This is a genomic window from Cellulomonas sp. FA1, from assembly GCF_000986825.1.
In the GTDB taxonomy this organism is placed as follows: Bacteria; Actinomycetota; Actinomycetes; order Actinomycetales; family Cellulomonadaceae; genus Cellulomonas; species Cellulomonas iranensis.
Genome location: NZ_LBMY01000001.1, coordinates 361,742 through 382,910, shown reverse-complemented (window position 1 = coordinate 382,910; position 21,169 = coordinate 361,742). Strand labels below are relative to the sequence as shown.

22 protein-coding genes are annotated in these 21,169 nt (G+C 75.8%); 10 read left to right on the top strand and 12 right to left on the bottom strand.

All coding sequences use genetic code 11. The features are described from left to right. Position 1: 1 nt before the first annotated feature. From nagB to GY42_RS01595, 7 genes are all read right to left on the bottom strand, one after another. Positions 2-784 carry a glucosamine-6-phosphate deaminase gene (gene nagB, locus GY42_RS01625; RefSeq protein ID WP_046527989.1) on the bottom strand — a complete coding sequence of 261 codons (783 nt, stop codon included), beginning with the start codon at positions 782-784 and terminating at the stop codon, positions 2-4. Then, positions 784-1,779, bottom strand: a complete 996-nt coding sequence (locus tag GY42_RS01620; protein WP_082131315.1) for an ROK family protein — start codon at positions 1,777-1,779, stop codon at positions 784-786. Before GY42_RS01620 ends, nagB begins: the two co-directional genes overlap by 1 nt. Positions 1,780-1,782: 3 nt before the next feature. Then, positions 1,783-2,685, bottom strand: coding sequence for a carbohydrate ABC transporter permease (locus GY42_RS01615; RefSeq protein WP_046527988.1), 903 nt, complete (start codon positions 2,683-2,685; stop codon positions 1,783-1,785). A 37-nt stretch (positions 2,686-2,722) separates the two neighbouring features. Further along, the gene (locus GY42_RS01610; protein ID WP_046527987.1) at positions 2,723-3,676 is read right to left on the bottom strand and encodes a carbohydrate ABC transporter permease; all 954 of its coding nucleotides are present in this window, start codon (positions 3,674-3,676) and stop codon (positions 2,723-2,725) included. A gap of 96 nt (positions 3,677-3,772) precedes the next feature. Beyond that, entirely contained in the window at positions 3,773-5,059 is a 1,287-nt protein-coding gene (locus GY42_RS01605) for an extracellular solute-binding protein (RefSeq protein WP_046527986.1), read from the bottom strand. A 133-nt stretch (positions 5,060-5,192) separates the two neighbouring features. Then, positions 5,193-6,371, bottom strand: coding sequence for an ROK family transcriptional regulator (locus GY42_RS01600; RefSeq protein ID WP_046527985.1), 1,179 nt, complete (start codon positions 6,369-6,371; stop codon positions 5,193-5,195). Positions 6,372-6,590: 219 nt separating this feature from the next. Then, the gene (locus tag GY42_RS01595; RefSeq protein ID WP_046530416.1) at positions 6,591-7,544 is read right to left on the bottom strand and encodes a PfkB family carbohydrate kinase; all 954 of its coding nucleotides are present in this window, start codon (positions 7,542-7,544) and stop codon (positions 6,591-6,593) included. A 180-nt stretch (positions 7,545-7,724) separates the two neighbouring features. Between GY42_RS01595 and GY42_RS01590 the strand changes: the two genes are divergently transcribed. Continuing rightward, positions 7,725-9,008 (top strand): pectate lyase, encoded by a 1,284-nt coding sequence (locus tag GY42_RS01590; protein WP_046527984.1) that lies wholly within the window; start codon positions 7,725-7,727, stop codon positions 9,006-9,008. On the opposite strand, the gene GY42_RS01585 is transcribed toward GY42_RS01590, so the two are convergent. Beyond that, positions 8,995-9,339 (bottom strand): hypothetical protein, encoded by a 345-nt coding sequence (locus GY42_RS01585; RefSeq protein ID WP_046530415.1) that lies wholly within the window; start codon positions 9,337-9,339, stop codon positions 8,995-8,997. The two genes, GY42_RS01590 and GY42_RS01585, sit on opposite strands and share 14 nt — an antisense overlap. Positions 9,340-9,455: 116 nt before the next feature. Here GY42_RS01585 and pgi point away from each other — a divergent pair, with 116 nt between their 5' ends. After that, positions 9,456-11,138 carry a glucose-6-phosphate isomerase gene (gene pgi / locus GY42_RS01580; protein WP_046527983.1) on the top strand — a complete coding sequence of 561 codons (1,683 nt, stop codon included), beginning with the start codon at positions 9,456-9,458 and terminating at the stop codon, positions 11,136-11,138. Positions 11,139-11,304: 166 nt separating this feature from the next. Here the strand turns inward: pgi and GY42_RS01575 are convergent, their stop codons facing one another. Continuing rightward, entirely contained in the window at positions 11,305-12,501 is a 1,197-nt protein-coding gene (locus GY42_RS01575; RefSeq protein WP_046527982.1) for a cellulose binding domain-containing protein, read from the bottom strand. Between the two features lie 240 nt (positions 12,502-12,741). Between GY42_RS01575 and GY42_RS01570 the strand changes: the two genes are divergently transcribed. Beyond that, a complete protein-coding gene (locus GY42_RS01570; protein WP_046527981.1) occupies positions 12,742-13,116 on the top strand; it encodes an RNA-binding S4 domain-containing protein in 375 nt (124 codons plus the stop codon). A 4-nt stretch (positions 13,117-13,120) separates the two neighbouring features. Here the strand turns inward: GY42_RS01570 and GY42_RS18005 are convergent, their stop codons facing one another. Beyond that, positions 13,121-13,489 carry an STAS domain-containing protein gene (locus tag GY42_RS18005; protein WP_201775250.1) on the bottom strand — a complete coding sequence of 123 codons (369 nt, stop codon included), beginning with the start codon at positions 13,487-13,489 and terminating at the stop codon, positions 13,121-13,123. Between the two features lie 75 nt (positions 13,490-13,564). Between GY42_RS18005 and GY42_RS01560 the strand changes: the two genes are divergently transcribed. From GY42_RS01560 to GY42_RS01530, 7 genes are all read left to right on the top strand, one after another. Then, a complete protein-coding gene (locus GY42_RS01560) occupies positions 13,565-14,515 on the top strand; it encodes a DNA-3-methyladenine glycosylase family protein (RefSeq protein WP_236686685.1) in 951 nt (316 codons plus the stop codon). A gap of 122 nt (positions 14,516-14,637) precedes the next feature. Next, a complete protein-coding gene (locus GY42_RS01555; protein WP_046527980.1) occupies positions 14,638-14,880 on the top strand; it encodes a hypothetical protein in 243 nt (80 codons plus the stop codon). Next, on the top strand, positions 14,877-15,614 hold the full coding sequence (locus GY42_RS01550) for a histidine phosphatase family protein (RefSeq protein ID WP_046527979.1): 738 nt from the start codon (positions 14,877-14,879) through the stop codon (positions 15,612-15,614). Before GY42_RS01555 ends, GY42_RS01550 begins: the two co-directional genes overlap by 4 nt. Next, positions 15,607-16,497, top strand: coding sequence for an NAD(P)H-hydrate dehydratase (locus GY42_RS01545; RefSeq protein WP_046527978.1), 891 nt, complete (start codon positions 15,607-15,609; stop codon positions 16,495-16,497). The genes GY42_RS01550 and GY42_RS01545 overlap by 8 nt, the downstream gene beginning before the upstream one ends. 77 nt (positions 16,498-16,574) lie before the next feature. Beyond that, entirely contained in the window at positions 16,575-17,027 is a 453-nt protein-coding gene (locus GY42_RS01540) for an S-ribosylhomocysteine lyase (protein WP_046527977.1), read from the top strand. Continuing rightward, complete coding sequence (mtnN, locus tag GY42_RS01535; protein WP_046530412.1) at positions 17,024-17,758, top strand: 5'-methylthioadenosine/S-adenosylhomocysteine nucleosidase; 735 nt, start codon at positions 17,024-17,026, stop codon at positions 17,756-17,758. The genes GY42_RS01540 and mtnN overlap by 4 nt, the downstream gene beginning before the upstream one ends. 295 nt (positions 17,759-18,053) lie before the next feature. After that, positions 18,054-19,556: a DHA2 family efflux MFS transporter permease subunit gene (locus tag GY42_RS01530; protein WP_046527976.1), complete on the top strand. Its 1,503-nt coding sequence runs from the start codon at positions 18,054-18,056 to the stop codon at positions 19,554-19,556. A 12-nt stretch (positions 19,557-19,568) separates the two neighbouring features. Here the strand turns inward: GY42_RS01530 and GY42_RS01525 are convergent, their stop codons facing one another. Continuing rightward, on the bottom strand, positions 19,569-20,345 hold the full coding sequence (locus GY42_RS01525; RefSeq protein ID WP_046527975.1) for a hypothetical protein: 777 nt from the start codon (positions 20,343-20,345) through the stop codon (positions 19,569-19,571). Further along, positions 20,342-21,145 carry an alpha/beta fold hydrolase gene (locus GY42_RS01520; protein WP_143320409.1) on the bottom strand — a complete coding sequence of 268 codons (804 nt, stop codon included), beginning with the start codon at positions 21,143-21,145 and terminating at the stop codon, positions 20,342-20,344. The genes GY42_RS01525 and GY42_RS01520 overlap by 4 nt, the downstream gene beginning before the upstream one ends. Between the last annotated feature and the right edge of the window lie 24 nt (positions 21,146-21,169).

Genomic DNA, 21,169 nt, shown 5'->3' with positions numbered 1-21,169 from the left:
GTCACAGCGCCTGCCAGGCGGGCTTGGCCGCGTACGTCTCGCGGTAGTAGTGCGCGAGCTGCAGGCGGCTCGCCGCGGCCTCGTCGACCAGCACGGTCACGTGCGGGTGCAGCTGCAGCACGGTCGCGGGCCACAGCGCGCTCACCGGCCCCTCGACCAGCTGGTGCACGGCCTCGGCCTTGTGGCGGCCCTGCGCGAGCAGCACGAGGTGCCGGGCGGACGAGATCGTCGCGAGTCCCTGCGTGAGGCAGTGCGTGGGCACGCGCTCGACGTCGTCGCCGAAGAACCGCGCGTTGTCCTCACGGGTCTGCCGCGTCAGCGTCTTGATGCGCGTGCGCGACGCGAGCGACGACCCGGGCTCGTTGAACGCGACGTGGCCGTCGGTCCCGATGCCGAGGACCTGCAGGTCGACGCCGCCCGCGTCGACGATCGCCGCCTCGTACGCCGCGCACGCCGATGCCAGGTCGTCGGCCAGCCCGTCGGGCCCCCGCACCGCGTCGGGCCGCAGGTCGACGCGCGCGACCAGCTCGGCGTCGATGACGTTGCGGTACCGCTCCGGGTGGTCGGCGGGCAGCCCGACGTACTCGTCGAGCAGGAACGCGCGGGCCCGCGCGAACGACAGGCCGCGCTCGGCGTGCCGGCGCGCGAGCTCGTCGTACACCGCGAGCGGGCTCGAGCCGGTGGCCAGGCCCAGCACGGCGTCGGGCCGCGCCGTCAGCAGCCGCTCGACGGCGTCCGCGGCCAACCGGGCCAGCTCGGCACCGGGTGCGATGACGACCTCCATCAGACGTGCTCCCCTCGTCCCACCAACGCGGCGCCCACGGCCGCGACCGGCACGTCCCGCGGTGCCAGGTGCACGCGGTCCGTCACCCCCAGCGACGCCAGGAACGGCGACGCCGCCGCCTCGCGCGCGAGCTCGGCGCGCAACGGGTCCAGCAGCCGCGTGCCGAGCTGGCTCACGCCGCCGCCCACCACGACGCGGTCGACGTCGCACGTGAGCACCAGGACCCGGACCGCGACCGCGACGGCGCCGACGAACCGGTCGCGAACCGCGACAGCGCGCGCGTCGCCCGCGTCGGCGGCGTCGAGCAGCGCGACGGGAGCCGGCCGCGCGTCCGGCGACGGCCAGGCCGCGTCGAGCGCGCTGCCCGACGCGTACTGCTCGATGCACCCCGCCTGACCGCACTTGCACGGCAGCCCGCCCGGCACGAGCGTGAGGTGCCCCACCTCCCCCGCGGCCCGGTGCGACCCGCGACGCAGCGTCCCGTCGAGCAGCAGACCCGCGGCCACGCCCGTGCCCAGCGCGAGGAAGGCCACGTCGCGCGCCGTCGCACCCGGCTCGACCGTGTGCGCGGCACCCAGCACGGCGGCGTTGAGGTCGTTCTCGACGCGCACGCGCGCCGCGGGGCCCAGCACCGACGCGACCGCGGCGGCGAGCGCGAACGGCTGCGCGACACCCACGTTGACGGCGTGCTCGACCGTGCCCGTGACGGGGTCGACGACGCCCGGCACGCCGACCCCGGTGCCCGCCAGGCGCTCGACGGGCACGCCGTGCGCGCGGGTCAGGGTGCGCACGGCGGTCGTGACGACGTCGACGAGGCCGTCCGGGCCGGGGCGCGTGGCCGCGCGGTGCGTGCGCGCGACGCGACCCGCCGGGTCGAGCAGCGCCGCGAGGACCTTGGTGCCGCCCACGTCGACCCCGACGGACCAGCCGGGTCCGCGCGGGTCGGGCGGCGCGGCGGGCACGCCCGTGGTCCCCCCCAGGGTGGTGCTCTCCATGGCTCAGCCCTTCACCGCCCCGGACACGAGCCCGCCGGTCATGCGTCCCTGCACGATCAGGAAGAACACGACGACCGGGACCGCGACGAGGACCGAGCCGGCCATGAGCGCCCCCCAGTCGGTCGCCTTGGTCGCCTGCTGGAACGTGCGCAGCCACACGGGCAGCGTCATGGACTCGGGGCGGGTCATGATGATGAGCGCCATGATGAACTCGTTCCACGCCTGCAGGAACGCGAACACGCCGGTCGAGACGAGCCCGGGCGCGAGCAGCGGGAACGTGACCTTCCAGAACGCGCGGGGGCGCGAGCAGCCGTCGATCATCGCGGCCTCCTCGAGCTCGACGGGCACGCCGTTGACGAAGCCGCGCAGCGTCCAGATGGTGAAGGGCAGCACGCCCGCGAGGTAGACGACGCCCAGGCCGACGACCGTGTTGAGCAGCTGGGCCGAGTCGATCATCTGGAAGACCGAGATCATCATCGCCTCGGCCGGGATCATCTGGACCACGAGGATCGACAGCACGAACGCGCGCCGGCCGCGGAACCGGAACCGCGTGACGGCGAGCGACGCCGCGAACGCGAGCAGCATCGCCGCGACGAGCACGAGGAACGTCACCTGCAACGAGTTGCCCAGGGCGGGCACGAACGGCGAGCGCACCTGCCGGAACATCGCGGTCTCGTAGTTGCGCAGCGTGAACGCGTCGGGCCACAGGTGCAGGTCGGGGCCGGAGATGAGGTTGGTCGGCAGGAACGAGGTGTTGACCATCCAGTAGACGGGGAACGCGAACGCCGCCGCGACGAGCACGGCGAGCACGCCCCAGCCGACCGACGCGGCCCGGCGGCGGCGCGAGCGGCGACGCGGGGCGGGCGTCGCGACGGGCCGCGCGCCCGCGGGCGCGGCGGCGGCCACGGGCGGCGTCGCGGGGCCGGGCCGGCGGGTGCGAGGCTCACAGCTCCTCCTCCTTGACCGTCGCGCGCACGTAGTACGCCGAGATCACGAGCATGACGACGGTGAAGATCACGGCGATCGCGCTCGCGGCGCCGTAGTGGCCCTGCGCCATGCCCATCTCGTAGATGTAGACGCCGAGCGTGCTGGTCTCGGACTTGATGCCGCCGATGCCCTGCAGCACGAAGATCTGCGTGAAGACCTTGAGGTCCCAGATCATCGACAGGACGACCAGCACGACGTAGATGGACCGGACGTACGGCACCTGGATCCCGAAGAACCGCTGCCGTGCGCTCGCGCCGTCGAGCTGCGCCGCCTCGATCACCTCGCCGGGGACCTGCGTGAAGCCCGCGTAGAGCGTGAACGCGACGAACGGGATCGCGCCCCACACGACGACGAGCGCGGCCACCGCGAAGAAGGACAGCGGGTCGATGAGCCAGGGGTGGCCCGTCCAGCTGGTGGACGTGAGCCGGGTGAGCAGGTGGTTGACGACGCCGTACTGCGTGTCGAACATCCAGCCCCACACGAGCATGGCGGCCAGCGGCGGCATCGCCCACGCCAGCAGCAGCCCGACCGACAGCACGAGGCGCAGCGCCCTGCCGAGCTTCATGAGCAGCAGCGCGACGAGCGTGCCGAGCGTGATCGTCAGGGCGACGCACACGACCATGAACGCGAAGCTGCGGGCCGTGACGGTCCAAAACCGGCCGTCGGTGAGCGTGGCCGTGTAGTTGTCGAGCCCGACGAACGGCGCGGGCACGCCCAGCAGCTGCGCGCGCTCGTACTCGTGGACCGACAGCCACAGCATGCGGACGAGCGGGTAGCCGGTGATGACGGCGAGCACCGCGAGGCTGGGCGCGAGGAACAGCCACGGCAGCAGCCGGGCGGGGGTGATCGCGCGCGAGGCGCGCGGGGCCGGCGCGCCGGGCGGCGCGGCCTGGAGCGTGGTGGTGCTCATCGACTTCCTCCGACGGACGGGCGGGGGCCGGGCGGGCGCACGGGGCACCCGCCCGCCGGGCCCACGCACGGCGGCGCGGGCCCGGCGGACGCGGGGTCAGCCGTTGAGGATCGACTCGATGGTCGCGTCGAGCTGCTTCGCGACGGTCGGCACGTCGCCGCCCTGCGCGATCTGGACGAGCGCGTCCTGGATGACGCGCTGCGCCTCGACGTCGCCCCACTTCGGCGACGCGGGGGTGAGCTCGGCGTTGGCGGCCGCCGCGGCGGACGCCTGCGTGAACTCGTCGTCCGGCAGCGCCGAGGCGAGCGACTTCTTCGCCGGGATCATCGAGTTCTCGGCGAGGATCGTCTGGTACTCGTCGGAGAGCATGATCGTCAGGGCCTTCTTGGCCAGGTCGACGTTCTTCGACTTGGTGGCCACCGCGACGTTGGAGCCGCCCGCGAACACCTTGGCGGTGGTGCCGGCCTCCTTGCCGGGCAGCGGGAACGCGTGCAGGTCGGAGCCGTACGTGTCGGCGCAGCCCGGGATCTCGGCGTCGGCCGCGGCCTCGATGGAGCCCCGCAGCCAGTTCGGCGCGGACAGGAACGTGGTCTGCCCGGCGCAGAACGGCACCTGCAGCTCGGACTCGTCACCGTCCTTGGGGGCGTTGGACGCCTTCGTCATGAGCTGCTGGACCTGCTCGAGCCCCGCGATGCCGCCCTCGGAGGAGAACCCGGCCTTCCAGGTGCCGTCGTCCTGCGGCTCGGCGATGAAGCCGCCGTTCTCCCACACGAACGGCAACGCGTTGTACCAGTCCTGCCCGGGGAACCACACGCCCGAGCGCTCGGGCGTCGTGACCTGCTCGGCCGTGCTCACGTACTCGTCGAGCGTCGTGGGCACCGCCGTGCTGCCGAGGAGCTGCTGGCTGTAGAAGACGATGCGCGAGCCGGCGTAGTACGGGGCCGCGTAGAACGTGTCCTCCCACGTGCCGGCCTTGACGAAGCCGGGCAGCAGGTCGTCGCCGCCGAGGTCGGCCTCGATGTCGTCGAGCGGCGCGAAGAACCCGGCGGACGTGAACGTCGCGGCCTGCGTGTTGCCGACCTCGACCACGTCGGGCGAGTCGGACGACGACAGCGCGGTCGTGAGCTTGTCGACCAGGCCCGTCCACGACTGCTCCTCGATCGTGAGCGTCGAGCCGGGGTTCTCGTCCTCGAAGGTCGTCGTGAGGTACTCGCGGGCCTTGTCGGGCGTGTCGGTGCCGACGAGCCAGACGCGGATCTCGGCGCCGTCGGAGCCGCCCGACGACCCGCCGGTGCCGCCACCGCCCGCCGTGTCGCCGCTGGAGCACGCCGTGAGCAGGAGCGCTGCCGCGAGACCGGCGGCGCCGAAACGTAGGATCTTCACGTTGGGGTCCCTTCCCTGAGCGAGGCGGTCGTCGCCACGACGACCGCCGGGGGTGGTGCTGCCGACCTGCTGGACGGTCGGCTCGAGGTCGTCACGTGACCTCGGGCCGGCCCCGGTGCGCGGCTCGGGACCGTCACGTGATCCCGAGCTGCCCGGACAGGACGAGCACGGCGGCACCCGCGAGCGCCGCGTCCTCGTCGAGCGTGGCCATCCGCAACCGCAGGTCGTGCCCGATCACGGGCATCGTCCGGTCGCGGAGCATGGTGGTCGCCGCCTCCCGCAGGGGTCCGTCGAGCAGCTCGTCCGGACCGGAGAGCAGGACCTCGGCGAGGTTGAGCGCACTGACGACGGGCGCGAGGCAGCGGCCCAGCGTCCGTCCGACCGACGCCAGCGCGGCGTCGGCGTCCTCGGGGGCGAGACCGGCGGTGCGACGGCGCAGGGCCGGCGCGCTCAGCACGGTCTCGAGGCAGCCGGCGCGGCCGCACGCGCAGGGCTGCGGCGCCTCGCCCGGCGTGTCGTCGTCGACGACGGTGACGTGCCCGATCTCGCCGGCCGCGTGGCCGCGGCCGCGCACGAGCGCGCCGTCCACGAGGAGCCCGGCGCCGACACCCTGGCCGACGGTGACGATCATGGTGCTCGGGTCGGCGCCGCCGTAGGTGTACTCCCCCAGCGCGCGCGTGTTGGCGTCGTTGGCGACGTGCACGGGCACGCCCAGCGCGGCGGAGAGCCGGGACGCGAGCGGCACGTCGTACCAGCCGCGGTTGGGCGCCTCGACGACGCGACCCGCGTCGTCGATGACGCCGGGCGACGAGATGCCGACGCCCACGACGGGCCGCGCGGCGGCGGCGACGAGCCGACGCGCGACGTCCTCGACGAGCGCGAGCGCGACCTCGCCGGTCGCGCCGCCGGTGGGGACGCGCTCGCGGCGCACGACCTCCCCGACGAGCGTCATGACGGCGCCGTGCACGGTGTCGTCGTCGGTGAGGTCGAGCGTGACGACGTGGTGGTCGTCGGCGCGCAGCCCGACGAGGGTCGCGGGCTTGCCGACGCGGGCCTCGGAGCGGACGCCGAGCTCGGCGACGAGGTCCTCGGCGAGCAGCGCGGCGACCAGGTCGGAGACGGTCACGCGCGTGAGGCCCGTGCTGCGCGCGATGTCGGCGCGGGACGACGGGCCCTCGTGGAAGAGGTGCCCGAGCACGAGCGCCCGGTTGTGGGCCCGCGCGTGCTCCGGGAGCACCTTGGCGGTCGGTCGCAGCTGGCGCTGGACCGGGCCGCCCGGGCGGCCCGCCCCGGACCTCGTCGTCGTGGACATGTTTGTTAGTAGACCTTCCTTATTAATCGCCGTCAAGGGTCGTGAGTGACCGTGATCACATCGTGATCGGGTGTTCACACGGGTGTGCCCGGCAGGCGACGCGGCGGTAACACGGGCCTCGTCGCACGACGTCGCTGCAGGTCAAACGCGGGGCAGAGCCAGGACCGGGCCAGGACAGCGACGCTGACAGGAGCAGGGCGGGCGTGGCACGCGCGCGGGTCAGGCGCCGGTGAGCACCTCGGGGACCACGCCCTCGTTGGCGGCGGCGAGCCACCCGCGCGCACCCGCGTACCGCACCGACACGGTCGCGCACCGGACCCCCTCGACGAGCGCGTCGAGCGAGCCGCTCCCCCGCGCGAGCGCCGCGGCCGTCGCACCGTGCAGCACATCACCCGCCCCCAGCGTGTCCACGACGTCGCCCGCGCCGACCCTCGCGGGGCGCACGCGCTCGTGCACCACGCCACCCCCGGCGACCGTGCGCCGCACGCGCACGTCGCCCGCGCCGGCGCTGCGCGCGACGAACCGCGGGCCGTGCGCGGCCACGGCGGCGAGCACCGCCGCCACGGCGTCCTCCTGCTCCGCGCCCGTCGCCGCGCGCGGGTCCGCGAGGCCCGGGACCAGCAGGTCGGCCGAGAGCACCGCGTGGTCCACGACCGCGAGCAGGTCCGGCGTCGTCGGCTTCCACGACCCGCCGTCCAGCAGCACGGGCAGCCCGGCGGCGCGTGCCGCGCGCGCCACGGGCACCGCCGCGCCCGCGTGGTGGCCGTCGACCAGCAGCGCGGTCGCGCCGTCGAGCACGCGCACGTCCGCCGCGACGTGCGGCGCCCGTGCGCCGTTGACCGACACCACCGCACGCTCCCCCGTGCCGCGCGTCACGAGCACCGTCGAGACCGGCAGCACGCCCTCGGCACCACGCGCGAGGTCCACGACGTCCACGCCCGCGGCCGCCAGACCCGCGCGGGCGACGTCCGCCAGCGGGCCGGCACCCAGCACCGTCACGAGCGTCGTCGGCACGCCCAGAGCGACCGCCACGGCGGCCGCGTTCGCCGCGGGTCCGCCGAACGTCACGTCGAGGCCGTCGGCGACGACCTTCTCGTCGGCACCCGGCACCCGGTCGACCACCTGCGTGACGTCGAGCGTCGTCAGGCCGCAGCAGACCAGTCGCGTGCTCATCGCGGCATCGTCCCAGACGCGCGCGCGCAGCCGCGGCGCACCAGGCACGGCGCGCGTCCGGACCACGACCGTGTGAACGCTCACACCTTCAACGTTTCACCGTGCCCGGCGCCCTTCTCGCGGGCCGCACGACCGTGCTTGGCTCCCCGCACGCCCGTGCCCACGTCCCGGGAGGACCCCATGCACCGCAGACCCCGCACCGCCCGGCCGCCGCTGCGCGCCGTGCTCACCGCCGCGCTCGTGCTCGCGCTCGGCGGCACGCTGGCCCTGACGACCGCGCCGGCGGCGTCCGCCGCGAGCGTCGACACCACCGCCTGGTACGTCCTGGTCAACCGGCAGTCCGGCAAGGTCATGGACGTGCGGGACACGTCGACTGCCGACGGCGCCGTCATCCAGCAGTGGCCGCGCAACGACGGCGCGTGGCAGCAGTGGCAGTTCGTCGACTCCGGGTCGGGCTGGTACCGCCTGAAGTCGCGGCACTCGGGCAAGGTGCTCGACCTGTGGGAGTGGTCCACCGCCGACGGTGCGGGGTTCCGGCAGTACACCGACCTCGGCGCGACCAACCAGCAGTTCAAGCTCGTCGACTCCGCGAGCGGCGCCTACGTCCGGCTCGTCAACCGGCACTCGTCCAAGGTCGTCACGGTCACCGACCGGTCCACCGCCGACGGCGCGACCGTCACGCAGCTCACCGACAACAACCAGTACAACCAGCAGTGGCAGCTCGTGCGGGTCGGCAGCGGCGCGCCCACGCAGCCGACGCCGCAGCCGACCACCGCTCCCGGCGCGTTCCCGGCGTGGCCGACCGCCCAGGGGCAGCAGAAGGTCTCGGCGACCATCAAGATCCAGGGCACGCGCGACATGGGCATGGTCCGCTACTACGGCATCGCGTCGGGCGGCCAGGACGAGGGCCAGCCCCCCATGTTCGAGCTCGCGGACGGCGCCGTCCTCAAGAACGTCATCCTCGGGACCGGCGCCGGCGACGGCATCCACTGCCGCGGCACCTGCACGCTGCAGAACGTCTGGTGGGAGGACGTCGGCGAGGACGCCGCGACGTTCAAGGGCACGTCCGCGTCCCAGACCATGACCGTCGACGGCGGCGGCGCGCGCCTCGCGTCCGACAAGGTGTTCCAGCACAACGGCCCCGGCACGTTCGTGATCAAGAACTTCCAGGTCAGCGACTTCGGCAAGCTCTACCGCTCGTGCGGCAACTGCTCGACCCAGCACGCCCGCACCGTCCAGGTGCAGAACGTGCTCGTGACCGCCCCGGGCAAGGCGCTCGTCGGCATCAACCCCAACCTCGGGGACCGCGCGACGATCACCGGCGTGACGGTCGTCAACGACCCGTCCCGCAAGATCGCGATCTGCGAGGAGTACCGCGGGGTCACGTCGGGCGAGCCGACGAAGGTCGCGACCGGCCCCAGCGCCGCGTGCGGCTACAACCCGTCCGGCATCACGTACCGCTGACGGACCCCGCACCGGTCCGACGCGCGCGCGGCCGTGCCCGGTCGACGAGCCCCCAGGCCGTCGCACCGAGCACGGCCGCCGCCGTGAGCACGGCCGGCCACGGCCCGGCGACGTCGGCCGCGACGTGCGACGCGACGAACAGCGCGAGCCCCACCACGAGCACGACGACGGGCCGCCACCACCCGACGCGCGGCACCGCCACGCGCAGGCACCACGCGGCCGTGACCAGCAGCACCAGCCCGCCGAGCCAGCGCACGCCCGTGCCCTGGGCGAGCGCGAACGCGACGACGAGACCGGTGGCGGCGACCGCCGCGACGGGGACGCGGGACATGACGCCCACGGTAGCCGCGGCGCACGACCGGACGTCCCGTGCGAGAACGCACCCACCGGCCCTACGGTGGGCGGGTGCGCGAGTCGCACCCCGCTCGTCGAACCCTGGAGAACCCCGTGCCCACGCCGCCCATCGACCCGACGACCACGAGCGCCTGGCAGGCGCTCTCGGAGCACGAGAGCACGCTGCGCCCCGACCTGCGCACGTGGTTCGCGCAGGACCCCGAGCGCGCGCAGCGCCTCACGCTGCCGCTCGCGGACCTCACGGTCGACCTGTCGAAGAACCTCGTGACCGACGAGACGATCGCGCTGCTGGCGCGTCTCGCGGACGAGGTGCAGCTCACCGACCGGTTCGCCGCGATGCTCGCGGGCGAGCGCATCAACGTCACCGAGGACCGCGCGGTGCTGCACACCGCGCTGCGCCGCCCCGCGGGCGCGCAGCCTCCCCTGGTCGTCGACGGGCAGCAGGTCGACGAGGACGTGCAGCGCGTGCTGGCCGAGGTGTCCGCGTTCGCCGAGAAGGTCCGCTCGGGCGCGTGGACCGGCGTCACGGGCGAGCGCGTGCGCACGGTCGTCAACATCGGCATCGGCGGCTCCGACCTCGGGCCCGTCATGGTCTACGAGGCGCTCGCGCCGTACGTCGCCGACGACCTCGAGGTGCGGTTCGTCTCCAACATCGACCCGACCGACCTCGCGCAGAAGACGGCCGACCTCGACCCGACGACCACGCTGTTCATCGTCGCGTCCAAGACGTTCACGACGCTCGAGACCCTCACCAACGCGCGTCTGGCGCGCGCCTGGCTGTGGGAGCGGCTCGTCGGCGAGGGCCGCATCGAGGACACCGACGAGGCGCGGCGCGGCGCGGTCGCGCAGCACTTCGTCGCGGTCTCGACGGCGCTCGACAAGGTCGCCGAGTTCGGCATCGACCCGGCCAACGCGTTCGGGTTCTGGGACTGGGTCGGCGGGCGCTACTCGGTCGACTCCGCGATCGGCACGTCCCTCGCGATCGCGATCGGCCCCGACGCGTTCCGCGAGCTGCTCGCGGGCTTCCACGCGGTCGACGAGCACGCCCGCACGACCCCGTTCGAGCGCAACGTGCCGTTCCTCATGGGCCTGCTCAACGTCTGGTACGTCAACTTCCTCGGCGCGCACACGCACGCCGTGCTCCCGTACGCGCAGCAGCTGCACCGGTTCCCGGCGTACCTGCAGCAGCTCACCATGGAGTCCAACGGCAAGTCCGTGCGCTGGGACGGCACGCCCGTCACGACGCAGACCGGCGAGGTCTTCTGGGGCGAGCCCGGCACCAACGGCCAGCACGCGTTCTACCAGCTCATCCACCAGGGCACGCGCCTCATCCCGGCCGACTTCATCGCGGTCGCCAACCCCGCGTACCCGCTGCGCGACGGCGAGACCGACGTGCACGCGCTGTTCCTCGCGAACTTCTTCGCGCAGACCAAGGCGCTCGCGTTCGGCAAGACCGCCGACGAGGTGCGCGCCGAGGGCACCGCCGAGGAGATCGTGCCCGCGCGCGTGTTCTCGGGGAACCGCCCCACCACGTCGATCCTCGCGCCGGCGCTCACGCCGTCGGTCGTGGGGCAGCTCATCGCGCTGTACGAGCACATCACGTTCGCGCAGGGCGTCGTGTGGGGCATCGACTCGTTCGACCAGTGGGGCGTCGAGCTGGGCAAGAAGCTCGCTCTCGAGATCGCCCCCGCGGTGCAGGGCGACGCGGCCGCGCTCGACGCGCAGGACCCGTCGACCCGGTCGCTCATCGCGAGGTACCTCGAGCTGCGGGACTGACCCGCGCAGCCGTCGCGGCACGGCGACGGCGCCCGCACCGCGGCCCGCGGTCGGCACGGCACCCCGAGCGGGGTCGTCGTGCGGACCGCGGGCCGTCGTGCGTCCGGGACGCGCGCGCGGGCCGCGGACGGGTCCTGGCCGACGGCCGCGACCCGCCGCGCCCGCGTCAGCGTGCCGTGCAGGTGACCGCCCCGGCAGGTGGCTCGCCCGTGCCCTGGAAGCCGAGCTCGGTCGCCGCACCGGGCGCGAGCGCGCCGTTCCACGCGACCGCGCCGAACGTGACCGGCGACGAGCCCGACACGGTGGCGCTCCAGGCGTGCGCGACCCGGTCGGCCGGCAGCGGCACCGCGACCTGCCAGCCGGACGTGGCCGACGTGCCGCTGCTCGTCACGCGCACGGTCGCGACGAAGCCGCCCGGCCACCGGCTCGTGACCGTGAGGGCGGCCGTGCAGGCCGCGCCCGCGGGCGGGGTGGGCGTGGGTGTCGAGGTGGGCGTCGACGTCGAGATCGGCGTCGGGGTCGGGGTCGCGGTGGGCGTCGGGGTGACGGTGGGCGTCGGGCCGGGCGTCGGCGCCGTGCCCTCGACGAGCGCGAGCGCCCGCTCGACCACGGGCAGCCAGGTCGCGGCCATGCGCACCGTGCCGGCGTCGTTCGGGTGCACGCCGTCCGACGTGTCGCGCGCGGGGTCCCAGCCGGTCCAGTGGTCGGCGACCAGCACGGGCGAGCCCGGCGTCGACGTCGCGGCGGCCCACGCGGGGACCTCGGCGTTGAGCGCCTCGGTGCGGGCCGGGCACTGCGCGCACGACGGCGGCGCGACGGGGATGATCTGCGCGACCACGACCACGACGTGCGGGTCGACCGCGCGCATCTGCCGCACGAGCGTCGTCCACGCGTCAAGGACCTGCTGCGGCGTCCGTGCGCTCCACACGTCGTTGGTCGCGAAGTGCACGAGCACGACCTGCGGGCGCGTGGCCGCGAACCACGCGGCCGCCTCGCCGGACGCAGCGACGTTCGTCACGAGCGCCCCGCCGTGCCCCTCGTTGTCGCCGTCGTGCGCGATCCCGCAGCCCTGCGGCGGCAGGGTGCCGACCATGTCCACGCGGTGCCCGGCGGCGGTCAGGTCGCGGTGGAGCAGCGCGCGCCAGCAGCCGGGCGAGCCCGTGATGGAGTCGCCGAGCGCCATGACGCGGACGGGCTCGGCGTCGGCCGCGACGGACGGGGCGACCGAGGCCGCCCCGGGAGCCGCGAGCGCACCCGGCGCGGTCGCGGCACCGGCCGGCACGAGCAGCGCGAGACCGACGACGGTCGCGAGCGCACGGAGCAGCCGACGACGGACGGGGCGGGACGGAGGGCTGGTGGCCATGCTCACGGCTCCTTCGACGCGGGTCCGCGCGCGGCGCGGGCGGGCGGCGCACGCCCACGGGGCCGAGCGTCGCGCGGACCCGCCGCGCGCGGGACCGTCGAGGCGTTTCACCGTCGACCCCGTCGCCGTCGGGCGGTCACGCGGCCTCGCGCCCGCTCGCCGACGACCCGCGCGCCGCACCGCGTGGCAGGCTGGCCCCGACGACGCGCACGGCGTCGGGAGCCGGACGGGAGGTGCACCGTGGCCGAGCCGCAGGGCCGGGTCCGCGTCGACGCCTGGGCGTGGGCGGTGCGGCTGTTCCCGACGCGCTCGGCCGCCGGGGCCGCGTGCCGCGCGGGCCACGTGCGCGTCAACGGCGAGCGCGCCAAGCCCGCGACGCAGGTCGTCCCGGGCGACGAGGTGCAGATCCGCGGCGCGGGCCGCGAACGGCTCGTCGTCGTGCACCGGCTGCTGGTCAAGCGCGTGTCCGCGGAGATCGCGCAGGCCTCCTACCTCGACCGCTCCCCCGCCCCCGTGCCGCGCACCCAGGTCGCGGTCGCGGCGCAGCGCGACCGCGGCGCGGGCCGGCCCACCAAGCGCGACCGCCGGGCGATCGAGCGACTGCGGGGCCGCTGACGCGTCAGCGCGCCGCGTCGCCCGTCGGGCCGGGACCCGCCCCGAGGCCCGCGATCCAGTCGCGCACACCGGTCGCGTCGAGCAGGTCCGCGACGCGCGGGCTCATCGCCGTCAGCCGCAGCGGGACGCCGCGCTCGTCGGCGTCCCGCGCGAGGCGCACGAGCACCGACAGGCCGCTGGAGTCGAGGAACGTCACGGCGCCCGCGTCGACCTCGACGCCCGTGACGTCGGGCTCCGCGAGCGCCGCCCACAGCGGCGGCGTGTCCCGCTCGCGCACCGCCAGGTCCACCGCGCCGTCGAGCACGACGCGCAGCACCGCGCCCTCGCGGCGCACGGCGAGCCCGCCGTCGCGCACGCCCGGTCCCGTCGTCACGCGCCGAGTGTGCCGCGCGTCACCGGGCGCGGCACGCCGAACGGGCGCGTCGGCGCCCGGGTGCATCCTGGAGGTGTGACCGCCGCCCATCCCGTGACCGCGCCGCCGCGCGCCCCGCACGCGACCGGCGACGTCGGCACGGTCGTCGCGTGCCCGGGGCACGTCGACCCGCGACGCACGGTCGGCCGCCTGCGCCGCGGCCCGGGCGACCCCACGTGGGCCACCGTCGACGGCGCCGTCTGGCACGCGACGCGCCGGGCGTCCGGGCCCGCGACGCTGCGCCTCACCGGCGTCCCGGGGGGCGTGCGCGCCGACGCGTGGGGGCCCGGCGCGGCCGACGTGCTCGCCGACGTGCCCGGTCTGCTCGGCCTGCTCGACGACCCGACCGGGTTCGCGGCGCACCTGCACCCCGCGGTCGCGCGCGCCCACCGCACGCACGCGTCGCTGCGGCTCGCGCGCGGCGGCGACGTGTGGTCCACGGTCGTGACGTCGGTCCTCGAGCAGCGCGTCGTCGGCAGCGACGCCAAGGCGTCGTGGCGCCGTCTCGTCGCGCGGCACGGCGACCCCGCCCCCGGGCCCGCGCCGGCGGGCCTGCGCGTCGCGCCGCCGCCCGCGGCGTGGCGAGCCCTGCCGGTGTGGGAGTGGCGGCAGGCGGGCATCGACGCGCACCGCGCCGACGCGGTCCGGCACGCCGCCGCCGTGGCGCACCGGCTGACGCCCGACCTCGCACCCGCCGAGCTCGGGCGGCGCCTGCAGACCGTGCCCGGCATCGGCCCGTGGACCGCGGCGGAGGTCACGTCGCGCGCGCTGGGCGACCCGGACGCCGTGCAGGTCGGGGACGCCCACCTCCCGCACCTCGTCGGGTGGGCGCTGACGGGCCGGCGCGCGGACGACGCCGGCATGCTGCACCTGCTCGCGCCGTGGGCCGGGCACCGTCAGCGTGTGCTCGTGCTGCTGGAGGTCGCGTACCGCGGCGCGATGCCCGCGTACGGGCCGCGGGGGCGGCGTGCCCTGCCGATGCGCTGACGGGCCGCGCCGGCGCGCGGGTCGCGGGGCGCGCGGCACGCCGAGGGCTGCGCGGGCGTGCCCCCGTCGCGCCGCGCCGGGATACTGGCCGCTCACCGTCGCACCACTCGAGGAGGACCCCGATGAGCAACGACACCGGCGCCCGCAGCACCGACCCGGCCCCCGAGGCGCCCACGCGCGCGCTGAGCGGCGTGCTGTGCCTCGTGCTGTTCGTCGGTGCGTTCGCGCTGCTCACCATCGGCTTCAGCAGCAAGGACGGCACCACGGGCGCACTCGTCGCGACCGCGGGGATCCTCGCGTTCGGCCTCGCGTTCGCGATCCCGACGACGATCCTGCCGGCGCTCGAGGAGCGCGACCGCCGGTGACGCCCGCCCCCGCGAGCCTCGTGCTCGTGCGTCACGGCGAGAGCGTCGGCAACGTCGCGGCCACGCACGCCGAGCGCACGCAGGCCCTCGTCGTCGACGTCGCGACGCGGGACGCCGACACGCCGCTGTCGGAGCGCGGCCGCGAGCAGGCGAAGGCGCTCGGCGCGTGGCTCGCGGACCTCCCGGCCGGTGAGGTGCCCGAGGTCGTGTGGTGCTCGCCGTACGTGCGCACGCAGCAGACCGCGCGGATCGCGCTCGAGACCGCCGGCCTCGACCTGCCGGTGCGTCTCGACGAGCGGCTGCGTGACCGCGAGCTGGGCGTGCTCGACCGCCTCACGTGGCGCGGCGTGCTCGAGCACCACCCGGCCGAGGCCGAGCGCCGCCGGCACCTCGGCAAGATGTACCACCGCCCGCCCGGCGGCGAGTCGTGGGCCGACGTCGCGCTGCGGCTGCGCGCGGCGCTGCGCGACCTGCAGGAGCGGGACGCCGGCCGGCGCGTGCTCGTCGTCGTGCACGACGCGGTCGTGATGCTGCTGCGCTACGTGCTCGAGGAGCTCACCGAGGACGAGCTCATGACGATCGTGCGCGGCAGCAGCGTGCACAACGCGTCCGTCACGCGTCTCGACCGGGTCGACGGCGCGTGGCGGCTCGCGGCGTTCGACGACGTCGCGCACCTGGCCGAGCTCGACGCGCCGATCACCGAGCACGAGGGCACGGAGGACACGCATGGGTGACACCGCCGTCCTGAGCCCCGCGCTGCTGCGGGAGCACCCGCTGCCGGAGCCGACCGGTGGCAAGGACGCGCGCGGCGGCGTGCTCGTGCTCGGCGGTGCGCGCGGCACGCCGGGCGCCGTCCTGCTCGCGGGGCTCGCGGCCCTGCGGGTCGGCGCGGGGCGGCTGTCCCTGGGCGTCGCCGCGTCGGTCGCCGGTCCGCTCGCGGTCGCGGTGCCCGAGGCCGGCGTGCTCGGGCTGCCCGAGCGCCCCGACGGCGCCGTCGCCGGGCCCGGCGACGGCGTCCTGGACGCCGAGCTCGCGCGCGCCGACGTCGTCGTGGTCGGCCCCGGGCTGGACGCGCCCGCCGGGACGCTCGCGCTGCTGCGCACCGTGCTCGCCCACGCCCCCGCGACGACGCCGCTCGTGCTCGACGCGTTCGCGCTCGGCGTGCTGCGCGACGCGTCGGACGTGCGCGAGGCCGTGCGCGGGCGGGCCGTGCTGACGCCGAACTCCACCGAGGCCGCCTACCTGCTCGGGTCGTCCGACGCGGCGCCCGACGAGGGGCACGACGACGGCGACGAGCCCGTCGCCGCCCGGCTGGCCGACGCCTACGGCACGGTCGTGGTGTGCGCGGGCGTCGTCGCCGAGCCCGGGGGCCGGCGCTGGCGCTCGTCGACCGGGCACTCGGGCCTCGGCACGTCCGGCAGCGGCGACGTGCTCGCGGGCGCCGTGGCCGGGCTGCTCGCGCGCGGCGCGGACCCCGTGCAGGCCGCGTGCTTCGGCGTCGAGGCGCACGGGCTCGCGGGCGACCGCCTCGCGGCCGCCGTCGGGCCGCTCGGGTACCTCGCGCGCGAGCTGCTCGACGAGCTGCCGCGCGTGCTGGTCGAGCTGCGCTCCCGCTGACCCCGGCCCGGTCGCCCCGGACGCCCCGGCGCGACCGGCCCCCGATGGCGCAGACTGGTGCCGTGGACACACCTCGCATGAACGTCGAGTCGTTCAACCTCGACCACCGGACCGTCGCCGCGCCGTACCTCCGGCTCGCGGACCTCAAGCAGCTGCCGCACGGGGACGTCATCTCCAAGTTCGACGTGCGCTTCACGCAGCCCAACGTCGCGCACCTCGAGATGCCGGCCGTGCACTCGCTCGAGCACCTGTTCGCCGAGCACTCGCGGAACCACTCCGACCGCGTGCTCGACTTCTCCCCCATGGGCTGCCAGACGGGCTTCTACCTCATGCTCGAGGGTCGCTGGAGCACCGAGGAGGTCGCCGAGCTGGTCGCCGCGACGCTCACGGACGTGCTCGACGCGACGGAGGTCCCCGCGGCCAACGAGGTGCAGTGCGGCTGGGGCGCGAACCACACGCTGACGGGTGCGCAGGACGCCGCGCGCGCGTTCCTCGCGCAGCGCGACGCGTGGGCCACGGTCACCGCGTGAGCACCGACCTGTCCGCCGCACCCGGCGTGCGGGTCGACGCGGTCGTCGTCACGGCCATGGGCGTCGAGGCGTCGCCGTTCCTCGACCGGGCGACCGCCGTCGGCGACGAGGTCGACGTCGCGGGCGCCGCGCGCCGCGTGCTCGACCTCGGCGGCCCGCGCGTGCTGCTCGTGACCTGCGGCATCGGGCTCGTCAACGCCGCGACCGCTGCCGCGCTCGCGCTGCACGGATCGGGGGCCCGCGCGGTGCTGAGCGCGGGCTCGGCCGGCGGCATGGGCCTCGACGTACGCGTCGGCGACGTCGTCGTCGGCGCCGACACCGTGTACGGCGCGGCCGACGCGCGCGTGTTCGGGTACGAGCTCGGGCAGGTGCCGCGCATGCCCGCGCGGTACGACGCCGACCCGGCGCTGCTCGCCGCGGTCGCGGGCGTCGACGCGGGCGGGCTCACGGTCCGGACCGGCACGATCCTGTCGAGCGACGTGTTCGTCGACGCCGAGCGCGTCGTCGGCATGCGCGAGGCGTTCCCGGGTGCGCTCGCGTGCGACATGGAGTCGGCCGCGCTCGCGCACACCGCGCACCTCGCGGGCGTGCCGTTCGTGTCGGTGCGCGGCATCTCCGACCTGTGCGGCCCGATCGCGGGCGTCGACTTCTCGGCGCACGTCGACGACGCGGCGGAGCGGTCCGCGACGATCGTCCTCGGGCTGCTCGACGGCGTCCTCGCCGACGCCTGAGCGCACCCCGCGCTGCACGACGGGTCCGGCGCCGACGCGCACCGGACCCGTCGGCGCGTCCGGCGTCGGTGCGCGCGTCGCTCTTGCGCGGGGCGCGTCCGCGTCGTGACGCCGCCGTGCGGCCCGACGAGTTCGCCGCGCGGCACCGGTCTGCAGGGAATGACGTCGACCCGGCACGGGTTGGCGTCACAGACTGGCGGCGCGCGGTGACGACGCCCGCGACCCCTCACCCGGCCCCGACGGCCCCTCGGACCCGCACGCCCCGCCCCGGGGCCCGACGCGACAGGCGACCCACGTGACCGACCGCACCGACCAGCCGACGACCGTCGTCGAGCCGTCCGCCCGGACCTCCGACGCCGTCGAGGCCCCCACCACGCTCTCCGCGCGCGACCGGCTCGCGGTCGCGCTGCTCCTCGTCTCGACGTTCGTCGTGATCCTCAACGAGACGATCATGGGCGTCGCGCTGCCGCGCCTCATGCACGACCTCGACGTCACCGCGAGCACCGCGCAGTGGCTCACGACCGCGTTCCTGCTGACCATGGCCGTCGTCATCCCCGTCACCGGCTTCTTCCTGCAGCGCACCACGACCCGCGGCGCGTTCCTCACGGCCATGAGCCTGTTCGGCCTCGGCACGCTGATCTGCGCGCTCGCGCCCGGCTTCCCCGTGCTGCTCGCGGGCCGCGTCGTGCAGGCCATGGGCACCGCGGTCATGCTGCCGCTGCTCATGACCACGGTGATGACCGTGACCCCGCCGGCGTCGCGCGGCCGCACCATGGGCAACATCTCGATCGTGATCTCGGTCGCCCCCGCGCTCGGGCCCACGATCTCGGGACTGATCCTGTCGGTGCTGTCGTGGCGGTGGATGTTCGGGCTCGTGCTGCCGATCGCCGCGGTCGCGCTCGTGCTGGGCGCGCTGCGCCTGCCGAACGTCACCGAGCCGCGCCAGGCGCGCGTCGACGTGCTGTCGGTGCTGCTGTCCGCCGTCGCGTTCGGCGGGCTCGTGTTCGGGCTGTCGAGCATCGGCGAGGCCGCGCACGGCGGGTCGCGCGTCGCGACGGCCGCCACGCTGCTCGCGGGCGCGGCCGGCCTCACGCTGTTCGTCGCGCGGCAGATCCGGCTGCAGCGCACCGACGCGGCGCTGCTCGACCTGCGCACGTTCCGCTCGCGGACGTTCGCCGTGGGCGTGGCCATGATGGCCGTCATGATGATGGCGCTGTTCGGCGTCATCATCATGCTCCCGATCTACGCGCAGGACGTGCTGGGCCTCGACACGCTGCGCACGGGCCTCATGCTGCTGCCGGGCGGTCTGCTCATGGGTCTGCTCGCGCCGCTCGTGGGCCGCGCCTACGACAAGGTCGGCCCGCGCCCGCTGCTCGTGCCCGGCACGATCCTGGTGAGCACGGCCACGTGGGGCATGGCGCTGCTGCTCGGCGAGGGCAGCGCGCCGTGGATGGTCGTCGTGGCGCACCTCACCATGTCGGCGGGCCTCGCGCTGGTCTTCACTCCGCTGTTCACGTCGGCGCTGGGGTCGGTCGTGCCCGAGCGGTACTCGCACGGCAGCGCCGTGATCGGCACCGTCCAGCAGGTCGCCGGTGCGGCCGGTACCGCGCTGTTCGTCACGGTGCTCTCGGCCACGGCCGCCGGGCTGGCGGCGGACGGCGCGTCCACCGCCGCCGCGACCGCCGGCGGCGTGCACGCGGCGTTCCTCGGCGGTGCGCTGCTGACCCTCCCCGCGATCGCCGCGGCGTTCGCCGTGCGCCCGGCCCCGGCGGGCACCGCCGCACCGGCCCACCACTGAGCCGACGACCGATCACCCCGCCGCGGGCCGGGCGTCGCGGGCGGCGTCCGGCCCGGGTGCGGTGCCGGTCAGGTGGGCGACCGCGTCGACCACGGCCGCGTGCAGGCGGGGGTCGCCCAGCGGGCGGAAGTGGCCGTCGAGCGGCAGCCGCACGTTGACGGCGCCGGGCAGCTCGCCGCCCGCCGGCACGTGCGGGTCGAACCGGGCGTACAGCGACCAGGTCCGGGCGTGCGTGGCGACCTCGCGCGCGATCGCCCGCACGTGCGGGTCGCGCGGCGACAGCGCGCGCACCGACCGCACCGGGAACCACCGCGCGTAGACCGACCCGGCGAACGGCGTGTTCACGGCGACGAGCCCCGCGACGCACCGCCCGGAGTCCGGGTCGCCCATCACGAGCTTGCCGATCAGCCCGCCCTTGGAGTGCGCGACCAGCACGACGCCGCGCAGCCCGAGCTCCTCGACGCGCGCCGCGACGACGCGCGCCGACGCCGCGAGCGGGCGGCCGTTGAGCCCGAGGCCGGGCACGACGTGCACCGGGTGACCCGCCGCGAGCAGCGCACGCGCGAGGTCCGCCATGACCGGCCAGCGCTCGTAGATGCCCGGCAGCAGCAGCACGGGCGCCCGGTCCCCCGCGGCCCACGCGTCGGCCCGCACCGGCCGCAGCGCCCGCAGCTGCGCGCCGACGATCCACGCGTAGTCCCGGGCCCACGCGACCCCCTGACGAGCGCGGTGCCGCGCGGTCGCCACGCGTCGCCCCAGGGCCCTCGGCCCGCCCGGCGCCGTGCTCATCGCCGCACGTGCTCCAGCACGAGGTCGCCGACCTGGCGGCTGTGCTCGTAGATCACGGCGTGCGACGCCCCGGCGATCTCGACCCAGCGGCCGTCGGGCGCGGCGTCGGCGAGCAGCTGCGCCCACGCGCGCGGCGCCACGTGGTCGTGCTCGCCGCGCACGACGAGCACGGGCACGTCGACCGCCGGGAGCCGGTCCTCGATCGGGTAGCGCAGCATGCGCGGCAACACCTGCGCGAACCAGTGCGGCCCGCACTCGACGTACCCGCGCAGGGCGATGCCGCGCGTGCGCGGCGACTCGTGCACCGAGCTCTGCAGCAGCCGCAGCGCCTGCCGCGGGACGGAGCGCTCCTGCGCGTTGACCGGCGGACCGATCAGCACGGCGTGCGACGCGATCCCCGGGTGGCTCGCGAGGACCTCGGTGACGATCTGCGAGCCCATCGAGTGCCCGAGGAACGTGGGCCGCTCGAGGCCGACGTGCTCGACCCACCGCGCGATGAGCCGCGCGAAGTCGTCGATCTCGAGGTGGCGGTCGGGCCGCGGGACGCCGGCGAACCCGGGCAGGTCCAGCAGGTGCACGGCCCCGACGCGGCCGAGGTGCACCGCGAGCCGCTCGAAGTACTCCGAGCTGACGCCCAGGCCGTGCACGAGCACGATGTCGCGCCGGTCGGCGACGGGCACGTCGTCGGTCTCCTGGATCCACGTCGTCCACGTGCGCAGCGCGAGGCCGCCGATCCGCACGCGGTCGATGCGCACGTTGAGCCCGTTCGGCGCCTGCGAGGCCCGGACCGTCTGCGGCACGTGCACCCTCCCCGGTGGTCCTGC